This is a genomic window from Streptomyces sp. P9-2, assembly GCF_051903975.1.
Lineage (GTDB): Bacteria > Actinomycetota > Actinomycetes > Streptomycetales > Streptomycetaceae > Streptomyces > Streptomyces cellulosae.
On record NZ_CP192633.1, the window covers coordinates 3875541 to 3892989 of the forward strand.

Genomic DNA, 17449 nt, shown 5'->3' on the forward strand with positions numbered 1-17449 from the left:
GTCAGCGGCTCCGCGTCACGTGAGCGCTGTTGACCGGTTGGGGCGGGAACGTGGCAGCCGTGAGGATGGTTTCCACCTGCGGAGCCATGCCCGCGCCAGTGGAACGGGCTCGGGCAGCATTGGCCATGGTCAGTGGTGGCGCGTGACGGGACGCGGCTGCGTGGAGGTCGGTGGAGGCACCGTCCAGCGCCGCCTGGGCTTCGACCAGCTCGTCAGCGATCACGGCTACGGCAGACTCCCGTACTTCCTGGTAGCCGGGATGAGTCCGCTGACGGCGGGTGTCGCTCAGGAACGCCAACTGCTCGACGGCACCGCCTAGGTGGGCCGCTGCCTCGGCCGCCGCGTGGGCAGCATCAGCGAAACGGGTCAGCCGGAGGCCGCCGTGTTCGCGAGATGTGCGACCTTGGGCGTTGAGGATCTGGCGGCCGGTCTCCGCCGCCAGTTCGCTGAGCTCGACGAACTGGCGGACCATGAGGACGAGGTCCGGCTGACGGTGCGGGTTCGCGAGGTCAGGCAGTCGGCCGCGATGCGCGTCGAACTGGCTGGCCAGATGACGGAGCCGGTCGGCTTCCGGGGAGGGGATGACGTTCATGTGAAGGGAGCGCTCCAGTAAGAGGGACGGGATCAGGGGAGGGCGTCTGCTTCCGGTGGGTGTCTCCCTGAGCCGCTGACAGCGGGACGGCGGCTGCCGGGCGGTGGCCCGGCCGGGTGGGACGGCGGCGGGCCAGAGCGGCGTCCGCGCGGGAGACGCCGGCCGTGGGCCGACGCTGGGAGCGGTTAGGAGGGCGAGGCCGACCGCTTGCGGTCTCCCAGCGGGCGCGAACGTCGTCCACTGTGGCGAGCGCTGCAAGAGAGCCGGTGATCAACTGGCCGGGCGAGTTACGTGAGTCGTCGGCCAGTGCGCGGATCGCCTGTGCCGCCCCGGCAGCTGAGCGGACGAGACGGGCCTGCAGAACCCGCTCCGCCAGCCACCCCGCACTCGCCGGTCCGGGTTCCGTACCGATCTCGGTCACGTAATCCGGCACACCGTCTCCGCCCAGCACACCGCGGCGCTGAGCTTCCCAGAGCAGGGTGAGGCCGTCGACGGGCTCGCCGCGATGAGTCAGTGCACCGATGCACTGATAGAGCGAGCCGTGAAGGGGTACCGCAAAGTCCTCCGGGAGCAGCCAGGGGGAGACCTCCGGGAAGGAGGCGGGACGGCTGACCAGGCGGGCGAGGAGGAGTTGCTCGTCGTTTGACGATGCCTTGGTGGGGGACGCTGACGGGGCATCGGCTTCCTGCGAAGCTGGACGCGGTGGAATGCCCCACCGGCGGGCGTGAACACTCAGCGCGTCGGTGAATGCGTCGACCTGCTGCAGTACTGCATCGGGCTCTTCGGCCTCCTCGGATCCATGGGCCCTCTGCTCCAGGTTCTTTGCCTGCTGCAGGACAGTGCGGCGGATCGCGCCCTCCAGCACCATCCGTCCGTACACAGGCGCGTGCCCGGTCCGAGGGCAGGCTGAGGCCAGCGCGTGGACGTAGGCCGGGGAGAGCCCGCGCACTTCGCGGGACGCGACCTCCAGAACATCGTTCAGCCACGCCAACGGAACCGGCGCGGGCGGCTGTAGCTGAAGCGCTGGGTGACCGGCGTCGGCGAGGCGGCGGAAGGCGGTGAGTAGAGCGCCATGCGCCGGGTGCTCGAAATCCTCGGTGCGCAGCCAGCCGAGGCGGTCCAGCTGTCGCGGGGCGAGCAGGATGGCGCCGAGGACAGCACGTTCGGCGACCTGCAGCGGGTTCACTCTGCCACCCCGGAAGCGTCGGACTTCGCGAGGGCCCGGGCAGTGATCGCCTCGGTGGCCTGCTGCGAGGCCGGACCGATCGTCTTGGCGGACGCCTCCTTGTACCAGGGCTTGAGGTCGAGCATGGCCACCCGCATGCCGGTGGCGAGCAGCAGCGCCTTGCCCTTCGGCAGGGCACGGATGGCGTCGGGCGGCAGGATGCGCTCGGTGCGCATCGATACCGAGGTGGACCTGGTGCCGTTCGAGGTGGAGACGGAGGTGGTCTGGACGTCGTGGTCGCCGATGATGCGGGACAGCTTGTCGGCGAAGTCGGCGTCGTCGATGCCGCTGCCGACGACCTTGATGGTGGCGGCGGACCACAGGGCGTCCATGCCGGCCTCGCCCCATACCTTCTGGCCCTGACGGTAGGACTGCAGGATGGTGATCGGGATGACGCCCCGGGAACCGAGGTGGGAGTAGAGGTCGGGCAGGTCGCCGATCTTGCAGACGTTCGCGGCCTCGTCCAGCACGCACAACGCGGGCGGGTCCAGACGGCCACCGGAACGCTCTGCCTCTGCGACGGCGGCCCGCATCACGGCGTCGGCTGCGGCCGCGATGATCGCTGAGGCGGAGCCGCCGCCGTCCTTCGACAGCAGGTACATGGTGTCTCGCGAGCGCGCGAAGTCGGCCGGCCTGAACTCCGACAGATCAGGCGTCGGCGTCACCCAGGCCGCGATCTCCGGGTCCAGCAGACAGCTCGCGTACTGGCGTGCCGTCTCGTAGATGCCGTCGCGGGTCTCCACGGCGCCGGCGACCGTGCCCTGCAGTTGCGCGGCGACGGCGTGATGGCCGGCGTCGGTGAGCAGGTCCACCGGGGTGCGGTCGGCCGGAGAGGCCAGCCATTCCAGGACGTCGGTGATTGGGCGGCGATGGGAGGAAGCGGCCAGGAACACGGCGCCGAGGGTGTTGGAGGCGGCGGTGGACCAGAAGTCCGAGCCGGAGGAGTCGCTCACCGACGCGGTGACGAAGTGACCGGCCAGGCGCCGAGCACCGGCGAGGTCCCGGGCGTCGGCGAGGATGTCCCACCACATCTGGCGTGGGTGGTGCGCGATCTGCTGCGGATCGAGGGTCCAGACGGTGCCGACCTTGGCGCGGGCGCCGACCGTGGCGGTGAAGGCGTCGTTGGCTGCCTTGTTGCTCGTCAGGAGAACGGGCCCGGGCGCGGACAGAATGGCTGGGATGGCGAGGGCGGAGGTCTTGCCGGAACGCGGGGCCATGATGGCGACTATCACGTCCTCCCAGCTCGCTCGCACTTCAGCACGACCGGGAGACAGCGAGCCCAGAAGGATCCCGCGATCCGCGGGGGTGATCTCCTTCGGCTTGAGGTTGGCGAGGCCCGGACGCAGGGAGCGGGCCTTTTCGGAGACCGCCTTCTTCAGAAGAGGGCGGATGTCTCCTGTCGAGGCCAGACCCGAGCCGCGCTGCGAACGTCGCCGAACCAGGGCCACGCCGGCAGTGACGAGCAGGCAGAGGACGACAGCCCCCGGAATCACACGGGCGGTGACGAGGAGCACGGTGGGGGAGAGGGCCGGCCAGACGGCCTCCGGGCGCAGCAGGACCTCGGCCATGTCGAAAGCCGTCCAGATGCCGTCGCCTGTAGTGAAGTTGGCCAAGTTCCCGGTCAGCCACCCAGTGGATGCGAAGGCGACAGCGGCGCCCAGTCCTCCGAGCAGGAGAAAGAACAGCAGGTCTGTCCCACCGGCCGAGGACGGTGCACGGGTGCGGGATGTGGACAAGAGACCTCCGGCGAAAGTGAGGGACACCGCTCCCGGTCCGTGAGGACCGGGAGCAAGAACATCGGCCGCCAAGGCGATTTGGCCTTGCCGATGAAGAGTGCTAACAGCAAGAAGCGCGGCTCTCCATCGCAGCAGCGAGCAAAGAACTCACCGGCCAGGGGAGAGGGGCTGCCGCACAGCGGGCGAAGGCGGAGGCTTGGCCAGCCCCCCGTCCGAGCGGAGAACAGCGGAGTGATGTGCTGCCGCCGGAGAGGAGGCACGCGCGGTCACCGGGCGAGCAGAGACAGCTGACCTCGCGTGTGTTCCGGGCCAGGCTGTACATCGTTCGACGGCATGCATGAGTGGGGCGATCGTCCCCGCATGCCGGGCGTCGGGGCCCTGGTGTTCCGAGTCGTAGACCACCTCGTGCAGGTCAGGATTGTCAGCGTGATACCGGGTGACCACCCAACTGTTCGGCAGCTGGGCCGGGTGACGTGTCGCAGGTTCCTGCGGTGGTGAGATCACCAGGAAAGAACCGTCGCGAAGGTACGCGCGGACGATGTAGTCGGACAGCCCGTACTCCACGCTGCACTCCGCGCCGAGTTCACGGAGCCGGTCGGTGATCGGCCGGTACACCTCCTCTGCCTGCGCGCGGCTCATCGCTGGCCTCCCGACATCCGGGCATCCGTGTCGAACAGGGCGCGTTCGTCGGGGTGGAGGATGTGCTGCGTGATGAAGGACCGCCCTGCGACCTTCCAGAGGCCACGGCCCCTGGTGAGTGCGGAGATGGCCTGGGTTTCCACGCCTGTGAGGCCGAGGAGGGAGGCTGCGGCGTCGAGCTGGTCGGGTTCCTGACGGTAGATGATGCGGGTGGAGCAGTCGGCGAGGAGGCCTTCGGCGAGGACGCGGCCTCGGGAGCCGGCGTCGCCGGCGGAGAGCAGGTCGCTGAGGCGGTGGATGACCATGAGGTTCGCGATGCCGAGGCCGCGGCTGAGCTTCCACTGGGACTGCATCCGCTCGAGCAGGCCGACGTGCCGCATGACGCGCCAGGCCTCGTCGTAGATCACCCAGCGGCGCCCTCCGTCGGGGTCGGCGAGCGCGGATTCCATCCAGGCGGAGGCGCAGGTCATGGCGAGGACGAGCGCTGTGTCGTCACCGGCGCCGCCGAGCCGGGACAGGTCGATCGTCAGCATCGGTGTCGTGGGATCGAAGGCGACGGTGCTGGGGGCGTCGAACATGCCGGAGAGGTCGCCGTGGACCAGGCGCCGCAGGGCATGAGCGAGGTCTTCGGCAGCCACGCGCAGGGTGTTGCCCTGGCCGTCGAGCACGGTGGCGAGCCGGTCCGGGGTGCCGAGGACGGTGGCGACGTCGCCGAGCAGCGGAACTGTCCTGTCGCGGTCGGCGTCCGCGACGGCCACGTCGAGCGCGACGTCGAGGGCGGTGTGTTCGACGGGCTGGAGGTCCCGCTTCAGGACGGTGCGGGCGAGACCGGCCAGCAGGAGCAGACGGCGCTTGCGGACTTCCGTCGCCCAGTCGTTCTCGGACACGGAGGCCGGGCGGGTGGGGGCGTCGAGCGGATTGAGGCGTCCGGGCAGGCCGGGCCCGAGCGCGATCGTGGTGCCGCCGAGTGCTGCGGCGACGGTGGTCCATTCGCCCTTGGGGTCGCAGGGCACGTAGATGCGGTAGCCGTGGGCGATGGCTCGGGTGGCGACGGACTTGGCGAGCGCGGACTTGCCCATGCCGATGATCCCGGCCAGTACGGCGTTCGGGTTGGTGAAGCCTTCGACCTTCCCGGAGGTGTAGAGGGCGAACGGGTCGTAACAGAAGGCGGCTTCGGCGTGGACGTCCCGGCCGATGAAGATGCCCTCGGCGCCCAGGCCGCCTTCGGCGAGGAACGGATAGGCCCCGGACACGGTGGCCGTAGTCATGCGGTGCGTCGGCAGACGGAGCCTCCCGCCCCGCGCGGATGCCTGTCCCGGCCGGCCGGAGACCGGATACGTCGGCTGAAGATCGGGATCGAGGCCCGACCGGGAGCGGGGAGCCTCCCCGGGCTCGGCCCGGCGGGCCCGGTGAAGGGCCTGGGAGTACTGGGAGCGGGCACTCTTCTTCTCGGCGCGAGTCGTCCTGCGCGGGACGAACAGAGGCGTCGCGCTGGTACGGGTCCTGGGCATGGGAGGGGATCCTTCGGGAGATAGGTCAGGGCCGGTTGTGGCGCAGGTCGGTGGGTGTGGCGCGACGGCGCAGAAGGAGCGAGGCCTGCTGATGACGGCGGCAGATGGACAACTCTGGGGCGCCGTCCGGCAGGCCGGTCCGACTTCCGGTCGCGTTGTCGGCGTGCGGGACGGCGTGGAAGGCGGTGTGGAGGAGGTCGGCGACCTGCCAGGCCCTCGTGCGGGCCGAGGCGAGCGGTCGGGCGACGCCGGGCACGAGCCCCCGGGAACGCTCGGTCTGCGCGTCGAGCAGTCGGATCAAGGCGGTGAAGTGCCCGTGCAGAGAGTCGAGTTCGGCGCGGTCGGCGACCAGAGGCCCTGTGGGGATGTTGAGGGCCTGGTGGAAGTCGAGTGCCGCGGTGGCGAAGGGGATGAAGCCCTCGGCCGGTTCGGTGCGGTGAGCCATAAAGAGCAGCGGGCTTTCAGGAAGCGAGAGCGAAGGGGAGGGCGGCGGTGGTGAAAGCCTCGGCCTGCTGCCACGTGAGCGGCCGCAGGTCCAGCTGGGCCGCGACGGCGGCCGTCTCGACGGCGGCGCAGGCGATACGGAGTTCGTCCTCGCTGTCTGCGGAGACGGTCAGCAGGCCGGTGAGGGCGATGTCGGCGTGGCCGGCGATGAGCTGGCGTTCGCGGTCCTTGACGTCCTGGTACTCGATGGAGTCGGCCTCGGAGTCGACCTGCCCCCGCCGGGAGCGTTCGGTGGCGTCTGCGATGATGCCCGCCTTGCGCCGCCGAACGTCGCGCAGTGCGGCCTCGATGCCCTTGGGCTCGTAGGAGAGGGAGAGGCTGCGTCGTACTCCGGCGGTGAAGAGGAGTTGGTGGAGGAAGCCGGCGCCGGTTTCGGTGCGGGGCCAGTCCTCCACCCAGTAGGTGGTGTGGACGGCTGTGTCCGTGGCGATGTGGTCGGCCTTCTCGACCATCACCACCGGACCGGCGGCAGACGGATCAGCTGTCGGCTGCCCGCTCTTCGACCAGCGGTCCAGGGCGGAGAGCGCCTTCGGGTCGTAGGCGGTGCGGGCCACGGCGGCGATCTCTTCGGCGGTCAGCCAGCCGAGTGGAGTGAGGCCGGCCGTGCGGGCAGCCTGGTCGAAGGTGGAGGTCAGCTGTCCGAGCACCGCGAATGCTCCAGTCAGGCCGCCGCCAGCCTGGGAGATCAGCCGCCGGGCAGCCTTCATGTCCAGTGCCACCGCCACGTACGCCTCGTGCGGGGCGGCCGCAGGGCCCGCGCTTTTGATCAGCTCTTCGTACAGCGGGCCGGCCAGCTGCTTCTCGAGGAATCCGTGCTCCTGCCAGTAGCGGCGCAGGGCGTCCCCGGAGTCGGGTACGGTCCGCTCCAGGACCTGGATGCGGGCGACCTGCCCCGTTCGGGCGAGGGCCGCCAGCGCGCGCCCCCAACCGGCGACATGTGCCTGCTGCGCGGCCGGATCCAGCAGGGCGTAGGCACGGGCCGTCACCCGGACCACGGCTGTCAGCGTCGCGGCATGCGGGTCGTGCACGGCGGCGTACCGGCGGTTCGGCGATTTCACCACCCGCAGATTCGCGGCCCGGCCGGGCAGATGCAGCAGCCCTTCACGGCGAGGGCGGGAGGACGGCCTCACCAGCCAGACCAACTGGCCCCGAATCCGGCGGAGCGCGAAGCGAGCAACGATTGGTGCCCAGTCGGCGAGCGAGCGGCCGCGGTGACGCAGCAGGATGGCAGCGGCCAGCAGTGCCCACAGCGGCAGCAACTGCAGGGCGCCTGTGACGCCGAGGACAAGGACGACCGTCAGGAGAAGAAGTCCGGACAGGCCAGCGAGGACCAACTGTGGGGCGGTCAGACCGAGCAGGATTCCGCGGCGGGAGCGGTGAGGGAAACGAACGGTAGGTGTTTTGGACATGGCACATCCATGGGCGAGGGAGCGAGCAAGTCGGAGGGGGCGCTGATGGTGGGGGCGGCCTGAGGCGCCGCCCCCACCGAGGTCGTCAGGATCCTTCGGGTGGCTGGACGGTCCAGGAAGCAGGAGCCGGCTGGCCCGATCCCGACGTCGCGGGATTTGTCGAGGGGTGGACCGAGCCGGCGCTGACGGCTGGCCCCTGGGGGAGAGGCGCGGCTGATACAGCGGCAGGGACAGCAGCGCCGTCCGCCGACGGGCGTGTGATCAGTGGCGGGATGCCCGGCCGCTGGATGAGCGGACGGCCCTTGTCCCCGTCTGCGTCAGGATCCTCGCCGAAGCGGAACTGCGTCGGCTTCTGGGACGCACCACCGTCGATGCCCTCCTTGCTGAAGCGGCCCCCGGTCGGATCGATGCCGGACGCCACCCCGCCGCCACCGACCCCCGGCACCGCTGCCGGACCCTGCGGCGACGGCGTCCCGGTGGATGCCCGCATCGCCAGGCCGGCCGCGGTCTTCACAGCCCCAGCCGTCACGGCCATGCCCGCGACACTGCCGCGATGCAGGTCCTCCGGACGGCCGCTGTCACCGGCCCAGTGCACGAACTTGTAGGTGGCGTACGGACAGAGCAGCACCAGGACCATCACGACGATGCCGGCCATGGCATCGGAGAGTGCGGCAAGGCCGTCGTGCGGATCGGCCTTGCCGATCGCGGACACGCCCAGCAGGAAGACCACGGTCATCAGCAGTTTCGAGATGACCAGGGTGGCCGTGGCCTCGGTCCAGCCGCGTCGCCAGCGCCGGGCGATCTCCCAGCCGCCACCAGCTCCGGCGAAGACCGCCAGGGTCACCATGACCAGGACACCGACCTTGCGGGCCACCATTACGCCCCAGTACAGGAACGCGCCGATCGCGCAGCCCAGCCCGACGATCGCGGCGACGGCCCAGCCGAGTGAGAACATCTGTCCCATGTTCGCGGCGTTCACGACGCGGCGGACGGCGTCGTCGACCGAGGTGTTCGCCGCTTTGAACAGCCCGGCGGACAACGCGTCGACGACGGTGACGGCCACCGCGGTGAAGGAGACGGCGCAGAAGCTGAACAGGACACCGGTCATGGTGCCGACGGCGGCCTGGGCCAGGGCGCGTTCGTCTCGCCGCCAGGCGGCCATGATGAGCTGAAGGCAGAAGGTGCCGACGGTGAGCACCAGGCCGATGGGCAGCAGGAGTTCGTAGTTCTCGCGGAACCATCCCGCGTTGAGGTCGATCGTGGTCGTGGAGTCGACTGCGTCCGCGGCGAGGTCGGCGGCGCTGGCGACCATCTCGCCGACGCTCTTGGCGATCCACGCGCCGATGCTGTCGGTGATCGAACCGGCCGGGTTCGAGAGGAAGTCGATCGGTCCGCAGACCTTGTCCATCAGCGGCAGGTCACACACGTCCATGAAGGCGCACCTCCTTTCGGGCTAGGGGCGGTCAGGGCGCCACGGTGGGCAGGACACCGGCGAGCGCGCAGTTCTGCGACGGCCGGCACTGAACGGCGAGGGTCACGGTCCGGGCTTCCGCCCCGCCCTTGGGTGCTCCCTTCCAGGCGACCTTCTGCTTGCCGGAGACGGTCACGGCGTAGATGCGCACCTTCGAGATCGCACCCGGGTCGTCCTGGAGGGCGCGGCTGAACGCGTCCGGGAACCGGGTCTCGTCGGCTGTAGCGGTGGCGTACTGGTCCTGGTCGGCCATCCGGCCCCAGAGCACGGGGGAGGGGACCAGGGCGTCGACCGACTCCTTGTCCGTGTACTTCTTCTCGTCGGACAGCCACCGGTGCAGGACGGTGAGATGGCGCGGCTGGGTGGTCGTCCGTGTGTCGTACGACCACAGCGCCACCGCCGCCGCCTTGGCGAAGGCCAGGGGGTCACGGGTCGCGGGCGGAGCCTTCACGGCACCAGGGCCGTCAGCCTTGCCGGGGGCGCTCTTGGGCGCTGAGGGCGGCGTCGCCTGGGTAGGAGAAGGGCGGTCGGCGGGCGAGTCGTCGGCGCGGGTGAGGTATCCGACGAGGCCGGCGACCGCGACCAGAACGGTCAGCACTGCGCAGCCGAGCAGGACCCGCTGGCCTGTCTGCCTTCGGCCGCGGGAGTAGGAGCGCTGCGTCATGTCAGCGGACCTGCGATCCGAGCGTGGAGAAGAACGTCACGATGCCGTTCGCGGCCCCGAGTAGCAGTGCGGCACCGGCGGACACCAGCACTCCCTTCTTGCCGTTCGCCTCTGCCTGGTGCCCTCCGCTGTGGTGGCCCCAGGCCCACACACCGGCGGACACGGCCATCGAGCCGACCACGGCGATCAGCCCGAACAGGTTGATCGACCCCATGACCTCCTTCAGCACCGACAGGCCTGGCAGGCCGCCCTCGTTGGGGCTGATACCGGGGTCGTAGGCGAGCTGCACGACCGCGTCGAGAGCATGCATAATTGAAACTCCAGTTCTAATTCAAGTGAGTGGGTGAGAGGGAAGCGAAGCGGGCTGCGGGGGAGGAGCGGGTCAGATGACGCGGCGGGCAGCGAGGACGTCGCTCTTCCACGACTTCAGCGTCACGATGCGGACCACGTCACCGGTCCGTGGTGCGTGGATGACCAGGTCCTCGCCGATGTACATACCGACATGCTCGGGTGCGGATGCCGAGCCCTCCGTGAACAACAGATCGCCCGGCCTCAGGGCGTCGACCGAGACGGCCCTGCCCTCCTTGACCTGGCCGTACGTCGTACGGGCCAGCGTGACACCGGCCGCACGGTAGGACTGCTGCATCAGCGACGAACAGTCGCACCGGCCCATCGGATCCGGACCGTGCGCGTCGGTACAACTCCCGCCCCACTGATACGGGGTATCGAGCTGCTCCAACGCCCACCGGATCGCCGTACGAGCCGTGGTCGGAGCGTCAGCAGGGACGGTGTAGCCGTCCGGCAGGGCTCCTGCGGGGATCTCACCGAACCGGGACCCGTCCTCGCTGGAACAGGACTCGAAGGCGACGGCGCTGCCGATCTGATCGGCGTGTTCCCCGTTGTCGAGGCCCGGTGCCAAGGCCTCCTGAAGCGCGGTGGCCAGCGGCTCCCACTTCGCGTAGGCGTCCGGGAAGCCGCTGCGCTGCACGGCCTGCGCCGCCTGGGTGACGGTCATCGACTCCCAGCCCGAGACCTTGCGCAGGCCCTCGTAGAACTTCGTCGACGCATAGGCCGGATCGAGGATCTCCTGCACCGTGCCCCATCCCCGGGACGGGCGCTGCTGGAACAGGCCGACCGAGTCCCGGTCCCCGTACGTCAGGTTCCGCAGGCCGCTCTCCTGCAACGCGGTGGCCAGGGCGACGACCTGACCACGGGCAGGGATCTGCATCGCGATCCCGGTGGCCGTAACGACCCGGGCGTTCGGAATCTGTTCAGCCGGCGACGACAGCCCAGGAACCGACACCTCGTCGTCGGAGCCGCTACCCAGGATGTCCTCCACCTGAGCGGCAACATCCGCAGCATCCACGGACTGCCCTGCCGAGGACTGGCACGAAGCCGAGACCGCCTCATTCGCCGCGAACACGACCGGCACCGCCAGCAGGAACGGAGAGCAGGCCAGTGCGGCGACCACCAGGCCGGCCTTTTTCACCGGACCACTTCCTCGTCGGCCGACTGACTCGCGACCGTCCCGGGGCGCGGGGATATCTCGGGCATGAACCTTCCTGGTAGTGCGACAACGTGGGCCGACGGACGGCGGGACCGGTACTCCACCGGCCCCGCCCCGGAAGGAGCGCGGCAACCAGCCGCGCTCCTAATCTCGGACAGCACACGGGAACCCCTTCCGGCGAGGACAGTAGATGGCGAAAACATGCAGGTCAGAGCCCGCTTCTCTCGGAGATCGGGCTGACGGGGCGAGACGGTAGACGCCGAATCCGGCCGCACCAAACGACCAACGCAGGACGCCGCACGCCAGCCGGTCATCGCCGAGGAGCGGCCGGAATCTTCAGCTACCGTCCGGCTCGTTCACCCCAAGCACCCCAGAAAGGCCTGCCTCTTGAGCTACACGCTCCACCGCGGTGACGCCCTGACTGTCCTCAAGACCATCCCCGACGCCAGCGTCCACGCCGTCGTCACCGACCCGCCCTACAACTCAGGCGGTCGTACCAGCGCCGAACGCACCAGCCGCAGCGCTCGCGACAAGTACGTCACCGCAAACAGCGCCCACGACCTCGCCTCGTTCCCGGGGGAGAACCGCGACCAGCGCAGTTACCGCGCCTGGCTCACCGACCTGCTCACCCAGGCCTACCGTGCCTCCGTCGAGACCGCCCCCGCCCTCGTCTTCACCGACTGGAGGCAGTTGCCCACCACAGCAGACGCGTTGCAGATGGCCGGCTGGACCTGGCAGGGCATCATCCCCTGGATCAAACCGGCCAGCCGCCCCCGTAAGGGAGGCTTCAAGCAGTCCGCCGAGTTCATCGTCTGGGGTACCAGGGGCCGCCTCGACAACACCAGGGATCTCTACCTGCCCGGCGACTTCACCGCGTCCCAGCCCCGCAAGGACCGCGTCCACATCACCCAGAAGCCCGTTGACGTCATGCGCCAGCTCGTTCAGATCTGCCGCGAGGACGGCACGGTCCTCGACATGTTCACCGGCAGCGGCTCCACCGGCATCGCCGCCCTCCGCGAAGGCCGCAACTTCATCGGCATCGAACTCTCCGACCATTACGCCGAGATCGCCGATGAACGCCTCCGGTCCGAACTCACGCAACAGGACGTCGAACTGGCTGGACCGGAAGCATGACGCCCAGACCAACGAGACCATCGCTGATTCCACAAGGGTGGGCCGGTTACCGAGGTGTGGCGGCCCACCCTTCTTCTTTGGGCCGAGGGCGTCGGTTTGCGCGGCTTCGACACCGAGGACGGCGGGGCGCCTGTGGTGCGGTTCGCCGGTGAGGACGGCCGCGAGCATGTGTTCCCGTTCTAGGAGGTGTCGCTGCCCGGGCTGCACTGGACTTCGCGCATGCGCTTGGGGTGAGGATCGGGCCCGGAGGCGGGCGCCGCACGCAGCGGGCGGCAAACAGCCAGTGGCCAAACGATCAAGCGGTTTCTGCTGCTCCTGGACAGGCTCGCAGAACCGCCACAACAGGTTGAGGACCCCGCGGGTGCGTCACCTGGAGCGGTACCTGATGACGCAGTCGGCAGACGTGTGGGGAGAAGTCCGCCTGCCGGCACCTGCAGGACCTGCTGCGGATCGTGCGCGTCCGGCCCGGTCAGGACCGGCTGGACAGGGCCGTACTGGACTACGCCGGGCAGCCCGGGCACGGCGTGGACGCCCAGCAGGCTGGGCGTCCGGGATACTCTGATCGCGAGTTCCAGGCTGTCATGGCCGCCGCACGCTCCGACGTGGCCACCGTCCGCGACTGAATCGTGGCGGGCGAGAAGCTGCTGGGGTGTTTCCTCGCCAACGACGAAAGTCTGTCGGTGGCTGAGCGGGAGCAGGGGGGCGCGGCTGGCCGCGATGGCGGCTACGGGCCGGGTACAGACCGACTACCCCCGGTTCCGACCGTGCGATGGGCACCGTGCACCTGGTCGTCAGCGAGCTGATCACCAGCGCCTACAAGTACGCACCGGTCCCTGCCTGCTGGGCCTGGAGGTCAGCGGTGACACGATCAAGGTCAGTGTCTGGGACACCGACCCGGCATTGCCGGCGGCCTGTCCATCAGGTCCGGGCCGGGTAGGACAGCACGGCCTGGAGACCACATGGCCGTGTGCCAGAGCTTCCGAGGTGCGCCGCGAGCCGGTGGGCAAACGCGTCGGGGCCACCATCGTGCTTGCCGATGACCTCGGCGGAGACCCGGTCGGCTGCCTCCTGTGACCGTTCCTGGGCGCCGCTCACACCGTGATCAACCTCAGCGTCAACGGCGGCACCAATCCCAAGGCCGGTGACTTCGGAGAAGACGATGTCAGCCGGAGGGCAGTGCGGCGGGCGCGGGCGCGTCGCGCTCGTCGTAGCGCAAGTCCTCTGTACCGTGCTCGGGAGGACATTTCCGGCGAAGGGGTCAGTGGTGTTGCGGGCGCGCCGAGCGAGGGTGGTGTGGGCCCTGCTCGTCGTGTGTGCTGTCCTGACTGCCGCGCTGGGCGGGTGCCAGGCGAAGCGTCACCTTGTCGGGTCGGCGCCGTCGGCCGGCCAGCGGACGGCTGTCGCCCTGGCGGCGGATTCGGACATCGTCGACAGCCGTGCTGAGACGTGTGTCCCGGCGGGCGTGAAGGCTCCTGAGCCCACTGCGGAACTGCCTATCCGTGAGTCCCTGGACAAGGAACCGACACCGGCGTCTTCTCTGGACCTCGTCCGACCGCACGAGGCGGTCCCGGGCCCTGTCCTTCCGACCGGGCCCCTCGCCGCCGGCGCAGGCAGGCAATCAACCGAGCGCATGCAGGTGTAGAGGCGGCGTGACCTGACAGACGGCCGACGCGTCGGCGGGCAAGCCCCCAACGGATCCGGGGCTGAGCCGGCGTAGGACGGCGTCATGTTCTGAACACCCCAGTCACCGCATCTTCTCCTGCGGTGCCCGCGGACCTGTTGCCCGCGACCTTTCACTCGTCCCGGCCTGGCGGCCTACCCATCGGCTCCGCCGCCGGTCGTGGTGCGGGCGCGATCCGCGTGTTCCGCGTGCCCGTCACGTTCATTCCTGTCTCCCGGAGCCTTTCATGACGAAACGACAGTCCTCCCTCCTGCCCCGACTCTCCGCCTGGCTCAACGCCCGCCTGGGACGTGCCTCCTTCGTGGCCTACCTCATCGCTTTCCTTCTCCCGGGCCCCGGGCGCGTCCTGAGCGAAGCCGGTGTGGACATCGGCGTCGTGCGGACGCGGCCGCCCGCGCTGTTGCTCATCGTGATTCTATTCGCGGCCTCCTACCAGGTGACGCTGCGGAGACTGGCAGCCAGTCTGCGGCGTCCCGCCGTCCTTCTCGGCGGACTCACTGCGCACCTGGTCACGCCCTTCGTCGTCGTGCCGGTCGCTGTCGCGGTCATGGCGGGGACCGGGACCGGCCAGGACGGTCCCTTCGTCCCCGTGGCGCTCGTCCTGGTGACGGCGGCCCCGGTTGCGGCCGGTGCCACCGTGTGGATCCAGCGGGGAGACGGCGACGGTGCGGCCATGATCAGCATCGTGGTGTGCTCCGCGCTGCTCAGCCCGCTGACCCTGCCCGCCACGCTCGGTCTTCTGAGCGCGACCGGACTGCTGGGTGAGTCGCTTCCTGCCGCTTCGGCGGGAAGCGCCCGTGGTCTGGTGGTTCTCACCGTGGCACTGCCGTGCGTCGTGGGACTGGTCTGCAGGTGGCTGAGCCCGCCGCGGGTCGAGAGGCGGGTGCTTGGCCTGGCGCCCGTGGTGGCGATGTCCGCCGTGCTCGTACTGACCTATGTGACCGCCGCGGCCGCCTTTCCCTTGCTGGACCTGTCGTCAGCGGCACCTGCGTTGCTGGCCGTCGCCGCCGCGGGCGGCGCGTGTCTGCTGGCCTTCCAGGTCGGACGGCGCGCGGCACGACTGTTGAGGCTGCCGTGCGAGGCTGCCGCCACGGTGACGCTCGCCTGTGGGATGAACAACGTGAGCGTCAGCTCCGTGCTGGCGGTCACCTTGCTGCCTGCCGAGCCGGGTGTGCTCCTCAGCGTCCTGGTCTACGGCCTGGTCCAGAAGGTCGCCGCGTACCGTGCCATGACCGGACCTGCACGGCCCAGCTCCGATCGCTCGCCCCTCGGCACTCGTCCGCGCCGGCTGGCCCGGAAGTAGTGTGGCGCATTCCAAGATCGTACGACTGGAAGGGACGCACCCGATGGAATCGCTGGAGACCGTCCGGGCCGTGGTGGGGGTGCCGGTGGTGGGCCGGACGCCTCGGAAGATCGGCAATCTCCTGAAGGCGGCGGACCTGCCCCTGGAGGTGGAGGCCGTCTGCTACGGCGACGGCATCGGCCTGGTCCTTGCGGACAGCCCTCATGCCGAGTCCGTTGCCGCTCTCCAAGAGGCAGGCGTGCGTTTCCTGGCCTGTGCGAACACCCTGAAGGACCGGGACCTGACGACGGACACGCTCGGGGAGGGCGTCGACGTGGTCCCGGCCGCCGCCTGGCACCTGGTACGACGTCAGCACGAGGGCTGGTCCTACCTGCCCCTGTGACTCCGGCGCGTGCACGGCCCCGCAGACGGGCCGTTCACCCGGGACGCCGCGAGGGCGCGCCGGGCTCGCTTCCGGTTCTCCTGGTGCGCGTCCCCCGTGGCCGTACGAGAAGTAGTACGGCGGTGAGCAGGGCGGCGGCTGCGACGACCAGCAGAAGCACCCGGTCCGAGATGGTCCGCCCGACGGCCGCCAGGCGCTCCTCCAGGGCCGCCTCCGTCTCCACGTCCAGCAGGGAGGGCAGGGCCGACGTCCCGTCGAAGACCAGGAAGAGCACGCCCAGAACGATGAACAGGGAGCCGCCGATCAGGGAGGTGGTGTGCACGGTCAGCGGCCCCAGGCTGACGCCGCGGCCGCGCAGCCACCGCTTCCCGCCGAGGTCGAACCGGTCCCACAGCAGGGCGAGGACGAACATGGGCAGCGCCATGCCCAGGGCGTAGCAGGCCAGGAGCAGGCCGCCGCGCGCCGGGCTTCCGCCGACGGCCGCGACGGTGAGGATGCCACCGAGGATGGGTCCCGCGCAGAATCCGGCGAGCCCGTACACCGCGCCCAGGACGAGCACCGAGAAGGGTGAGCCGGAGCGGCGCGCCCCGGCGGTCTCGCTCAGGCGCCGCATGCCGAAGCCCAGGCCAAGGATCTGGGCCACCCCCAGCAGGATCACCGTCCAGCCGCCCACGGTGACGAGGGTGTCGCGATGGCCGTAGAAGAGGCGGCCGGCGAGGGATCCCGCCACGCCGAGGGGGACGAGTGTGGTGCACAGGCCCGCGTAGAACAGGAGCGTGCGGGCCAGCAGGGTGGTCGTTCTGGTGAACGAGTAGGCGAAGAAGGCCGGGAGCAGCAGGGCGCTGCATGGGCTGAGCAGGGCGAGGAGGCCGCCGAGGAAGGCGGCGAGGATTCCGATGTCGCTCATCGTCCGGCGGCCTTCGCCGCGTCCTCGACGGCCTTCTCGAAGGCGGCGAGGGGCTGGGCGCCGAGGATGGGCGTGTCGTTGATCAGGAAGGCCGGAGTGCTGGTCACTCCGAGCTGGTAGCCCTCGGCCTGGTCCCGCTGGACCGCGGTCCGGGCCTGCTCGGAGCGCATGTCGTCGAGGAACCTGTCGATGTCGGTGACACCTGCGGCGCGAGCCATGGCCACGAGCTTGTCCTCGGCGAAGGCGCCCTGATTGCGTTCGCGGGTCTTGCTGTACGCCTCCTCGTGGAATTGCCAGAACTTCTGCTGGCGTCCGGCGGCCCAGGCGGCGCGGGCGGCCTGCTCTGATTCCTGGCCGAAGACGGGGAAGTTGCGCCATTCGATGCGCAGAATGCCCTTGTCGACGTAGGAGCGGATCAGCTCGGGCTCGGTGTCGCGGGCGAACTTGCCGCAGAAGGGGCACTGGAAGTCCGCGTACTCGATCATCACGACGGGTGCGTCGGCACGGCCCATGGCCAACGGGTCCTCGGCGTCCCGGCGTGCGAGTGCCAGCAGAGCACTGTCCCGGGGATCCGGCTCGCTGGTCGTGCTGTCGCCGGCCTGGGCCGGGCCCTCCCTTTCCGAGGTTCGGGAGGAGGAACCGCTGTCGAGGGTGAAGGACAGGAGGACGGCGACCGCGGCGACCAGAAGGGCCGCGATCGCGGCGATCAGGCGGCGTCGGCCGTGTGACCGAGGCGTGGGGGAAGCGGGGGACGAAGACATGGGAGACCCCTTCGACGGGTGAA

The 17449-nt window shown here is 69.9% G+C and carries 16 protein-coding genes; 4 read left to right on the forward strand and 12 right to left on the reverse strand.

Features of this window, described 5'->3' with window-relative positions:
* Position 1 precedes the first annotated feature (1 nt).
* The 10 genes from ACQY0Z_RS17745 to ACQY0Z_RS17790 all read right to left on the reverse strand — a co-directional run bounded on the left by ACQY0Z_RS17745 (position 2) and on the right by ACQY0Z_RS17790 (position 11240).
* A complete protein-coding gene (locus ACQY0Z_RS17745; protein WP_189901497.1) occupies positions 2-592 on the reverse strand; it encodes a hypothetical protein in 591 nt (196 codons plus the stop codon).
* On the reverse strand, positions 510-1778 hold the full coding sequence (locus ACQY0Z_RS17750) for a DnaB-like helicase N-terminal domain-containing protein (RefSeq protein ID WP_189901495.1): 1269 nt from the start codon (positions 1776-1778) through the stop codon (positions 510-512). Before ACQY0Z_RS17750 ends, ACQY0Z_RS17745 begins: the two co-directional genes overlap by 83 nt.
* Entirely contained in the window at positions 1775-3553 is a 1779-nt protein-coding gene (locus tag ACQY0Z_RS17755; RefSeq protein ID WP_189901493.1) for a type IV secretory system conjugative DNA transfer family protein, read from the reverse strand. The genes ACQY0Z_RS17750 and ACQY0Z_RS17755 overlap by 4 nt, the downstream gene beginning before the upstream one ends.
* A gap of 635 nt (positions 3554-4188) precedes the next feature.
* Entirely contained in the window at positions 4189-5703 is a 1515-nt protein-coding gene (locus tag ACQY0Z_RS17760) for an ATP-binding protein (protein WP_189901491.1), read from the reverse strand.
* A gap of 25 nt (positions 5704-5728) precedes the next feature.
* Positions 5729-6148, reverse strand: coding sequence for a DUF6238 family protein (locus ACQY0Z_RS17765; RefSeq protein WP_189901489.1), 420 nt, complete (start codon positions 6146-6148; stop codon positions 5729-5731).
* Positions 6149-6164: 16 nt separating this feature from the next.
* The gene (locus ACQY0Z_RS17770) at positions 6165-7616 is read right to left on the reverse strand and encodes an SCO6880 family protein (RefSeq protein ID WP_189901487.1); all 1452 of its coding nucleotides are present in this window, start codon (positions 7614-7616) and stop codon (positions 6165-6167) included.
* 85 nt (positions 7617-7701) lie between these two features.
* Positions 7702-9048, reverse strand: coding sequence for an SCO6881 family protein (locus ACQY0Z_RS17775; protein ID WP_189901485.1), 1347 nt, complete (start codon positions 9046-9048; stop codon positions 7702-7704).
* Between the two features lie 31 nt (positions 9049-9079).
* On the reverse strand, positions 9080-9751 hold the full coding sequence (locus ACQY0Z_RS17780; protein ID WP_189901483.1) for a hypothetical protein: 672 nt from the start codon (positions 9749-9751) through the stop codon (positions 9080-9082).
* A gap of 1 nt (position 9752) precedes the next feature.
* Complete coding sequence (locus ACQY0Z_RS17785; protein ID WP_189901481.1) at positions 9753-10061, reverse strand: DUF6112 family protein; 309 nt, start codon at positions 10059-10061, stop codon at positions 9753-9755.
* Between the two features lie 72 nt (positions 10062-10133).
* The gene (locus ACQY0Z_RS17790; RefSeq protein ID WP_189901479.1) at positions 10134-11240 is read right to left on the reverse strand and encodes a C40 family peptidase; all 1107 of its coding nucleotides are present in this window, start codon (positions 11238-11240) and stop codon (positions 10134-10136) included.
* Positions 11241-11645: 405 nt separating this feature from the next.
* On the opposite strand from ACQY0Z_RS17790, the gene ACQY0Z_RS17795 reads away from it, so the two are divergent.
* The 4 genes from ACQY0Z_RS17795 (at position 11646) to ACQY0Z_RS17810 (ending at position 15758) form a co-directional block, all read left to right on the forward strand.
* The gene (locus tag ACQY0Z_RS17795; protein ID WP_189901478.1) at positions 11646-12392 is read left to right on the forward strand and encodes a DNA-methyltransferase; all 747 of its coding nucleotides are present in this window, start codon (positions 11646-11648) and stop codon (positions 12390-12392) included.
* Positions 12393-12844: 452 nt separating this feature from the next.
* The gene (locus tag ACQY0Z_RS17800) at positions 12845-13015 is read left to right on the forward strand and encodes a hypothetical protein (RefSeq protein WP_189901476.1); all 171 of its coding nucleotides are present in this window, start codon (positions 12845-12847) and stop codon (positions 13013-13015) included.
* 1359 nt (positions 13016-14374) lie between these two features.
* Complete coding sequence (locus tag ACQY0Z_RS17805) at positions 14375-15376, forward strand: sodium-dependent transporter (RefSeq protein WP_189901473.1); 1002 nt, start codon at positions 14375-14377, stop codon at positions 15374-15376.
* A gap of 43 nt (positions 15377-15419) precedes the next feature.
* The gene (locus ACQY0Z_RS17810) at positions 15420-15758 is read left to right on the forward strand and encodes a DsrE family protein (RefSeq protein ID WP_189901471.1); all 339 of its coding nucleotides are present in this window, start codon (positions 15420-15422) and stop codon (positions 15756-15758) included.
* A 34-nt stretch (positions 15759-15792) separates the two neighbouring features.
* Here the strand turns inward: ACQY0Z_RS17810 and ACQY0Z_RS17815 are convergent, their stop codons facing one another.
* The gene (locus ACQY0Z_RS17815; protein ID WP_189901470.1) at positions 15793-16665 is read right to left on the reverse strand and encodes a cytochrome c biogenesis CcdA family protein; all 873 of its coding nucleotides are present in this window, start codon (positions 16663-16665) and stop codon (positions 15793-15795) included.
* Positions 16662-17426 carry a DsbA family protein gene (locus ACQY0Z_RS17820; RefSeq protein ID WP_189901468.1) on the reverse strand — a complete coding sequence of 255 codons (765 nt, stop codon included), beginning with the start codon at positions 17424-17426 and terminating at the stop codon, positions 16662-16664. The genes ACQY0Z_RS17815 and ACQY0Z_RS17820 overlap by 4 nt, the downstream gene beginning before the upstream one ends.
* Positions 17427-17449: the final 23 nt, after the last annotated feature.

Coding starts and splice junctions, on each gene's coding strand:
- ACQY0Z_RS17775 (WP_189901485.1), bottom strand. CDS start 9,048: ATGGACGTGTGTGACCTGCCGCTGATGGACAAGGTCTGCGGACCGATC.
- ACQY0Z_RS17780 (WP_189901483.1), bottom strand. CDS start 9,751: ATGACGCAGCGCTCCTACTCCCGCGGCCGAAGGCAGACAGGCCAGCGG.
- ACQY0Z_RS17770 (WP_189901487.1), bottom strand. CDS start 7,616: ATGTCCAAAACACCTACCGTTCGTTTCCCTCACCGCTCCCGCCGCGGA.
- ACQY0Z_RS17815 (WP_189901470.1), bottom strand. CDS start 16,665: ATGAGCGACATCGGAATCCTCGCCGCCTTCCTCGGCGGCCTCCTCGCC.
- ACQY0Z_RS17810 (WP_189901471.1), top strand. CDS start 15,420: ATGGAATCGCTGGAGACCGTCCGGGCCGTGGTGGGGGTGCCGGTGGTG.
- ACQY0Z_RS17765 (WP_189901489.1), bottom strand. CDS start 6,148: ATGGCTCACCGCACCGAACCGGCCGAGGGCTTCATCCCCTTCGCCACC.
- ACQY0Z_RS17760 (WP_189901491.1), bottom strand. CDS start 5,703: ATGCCCAGGACCCGTACCAGCGCGACGCCTCTGTTCGTCCCGCGCAGG.
- ACQY0Z_RS17785 (WP_189901481.1), bottom strand. CDS start 10,061: ATGCATGCTCTCGACGCGGTCGTGCAGCTCGCCTACGACCCCGGTATC.
- ACQY0Z_RS17745 (WP_189901497.1), bottom strand. CDS start 592: ATGAACGTCATCCCCTCCCCGGAAGCCGACCGGCTCCGTCATCTGGCC.
- ACQY0Z_RS17820 (WP_189901468.1), bottom strand. CDS start 17,426: ATGTCTTCGTCCCCCGCTTCCCCCACGCCTCGGTCACACGGCCGACGC.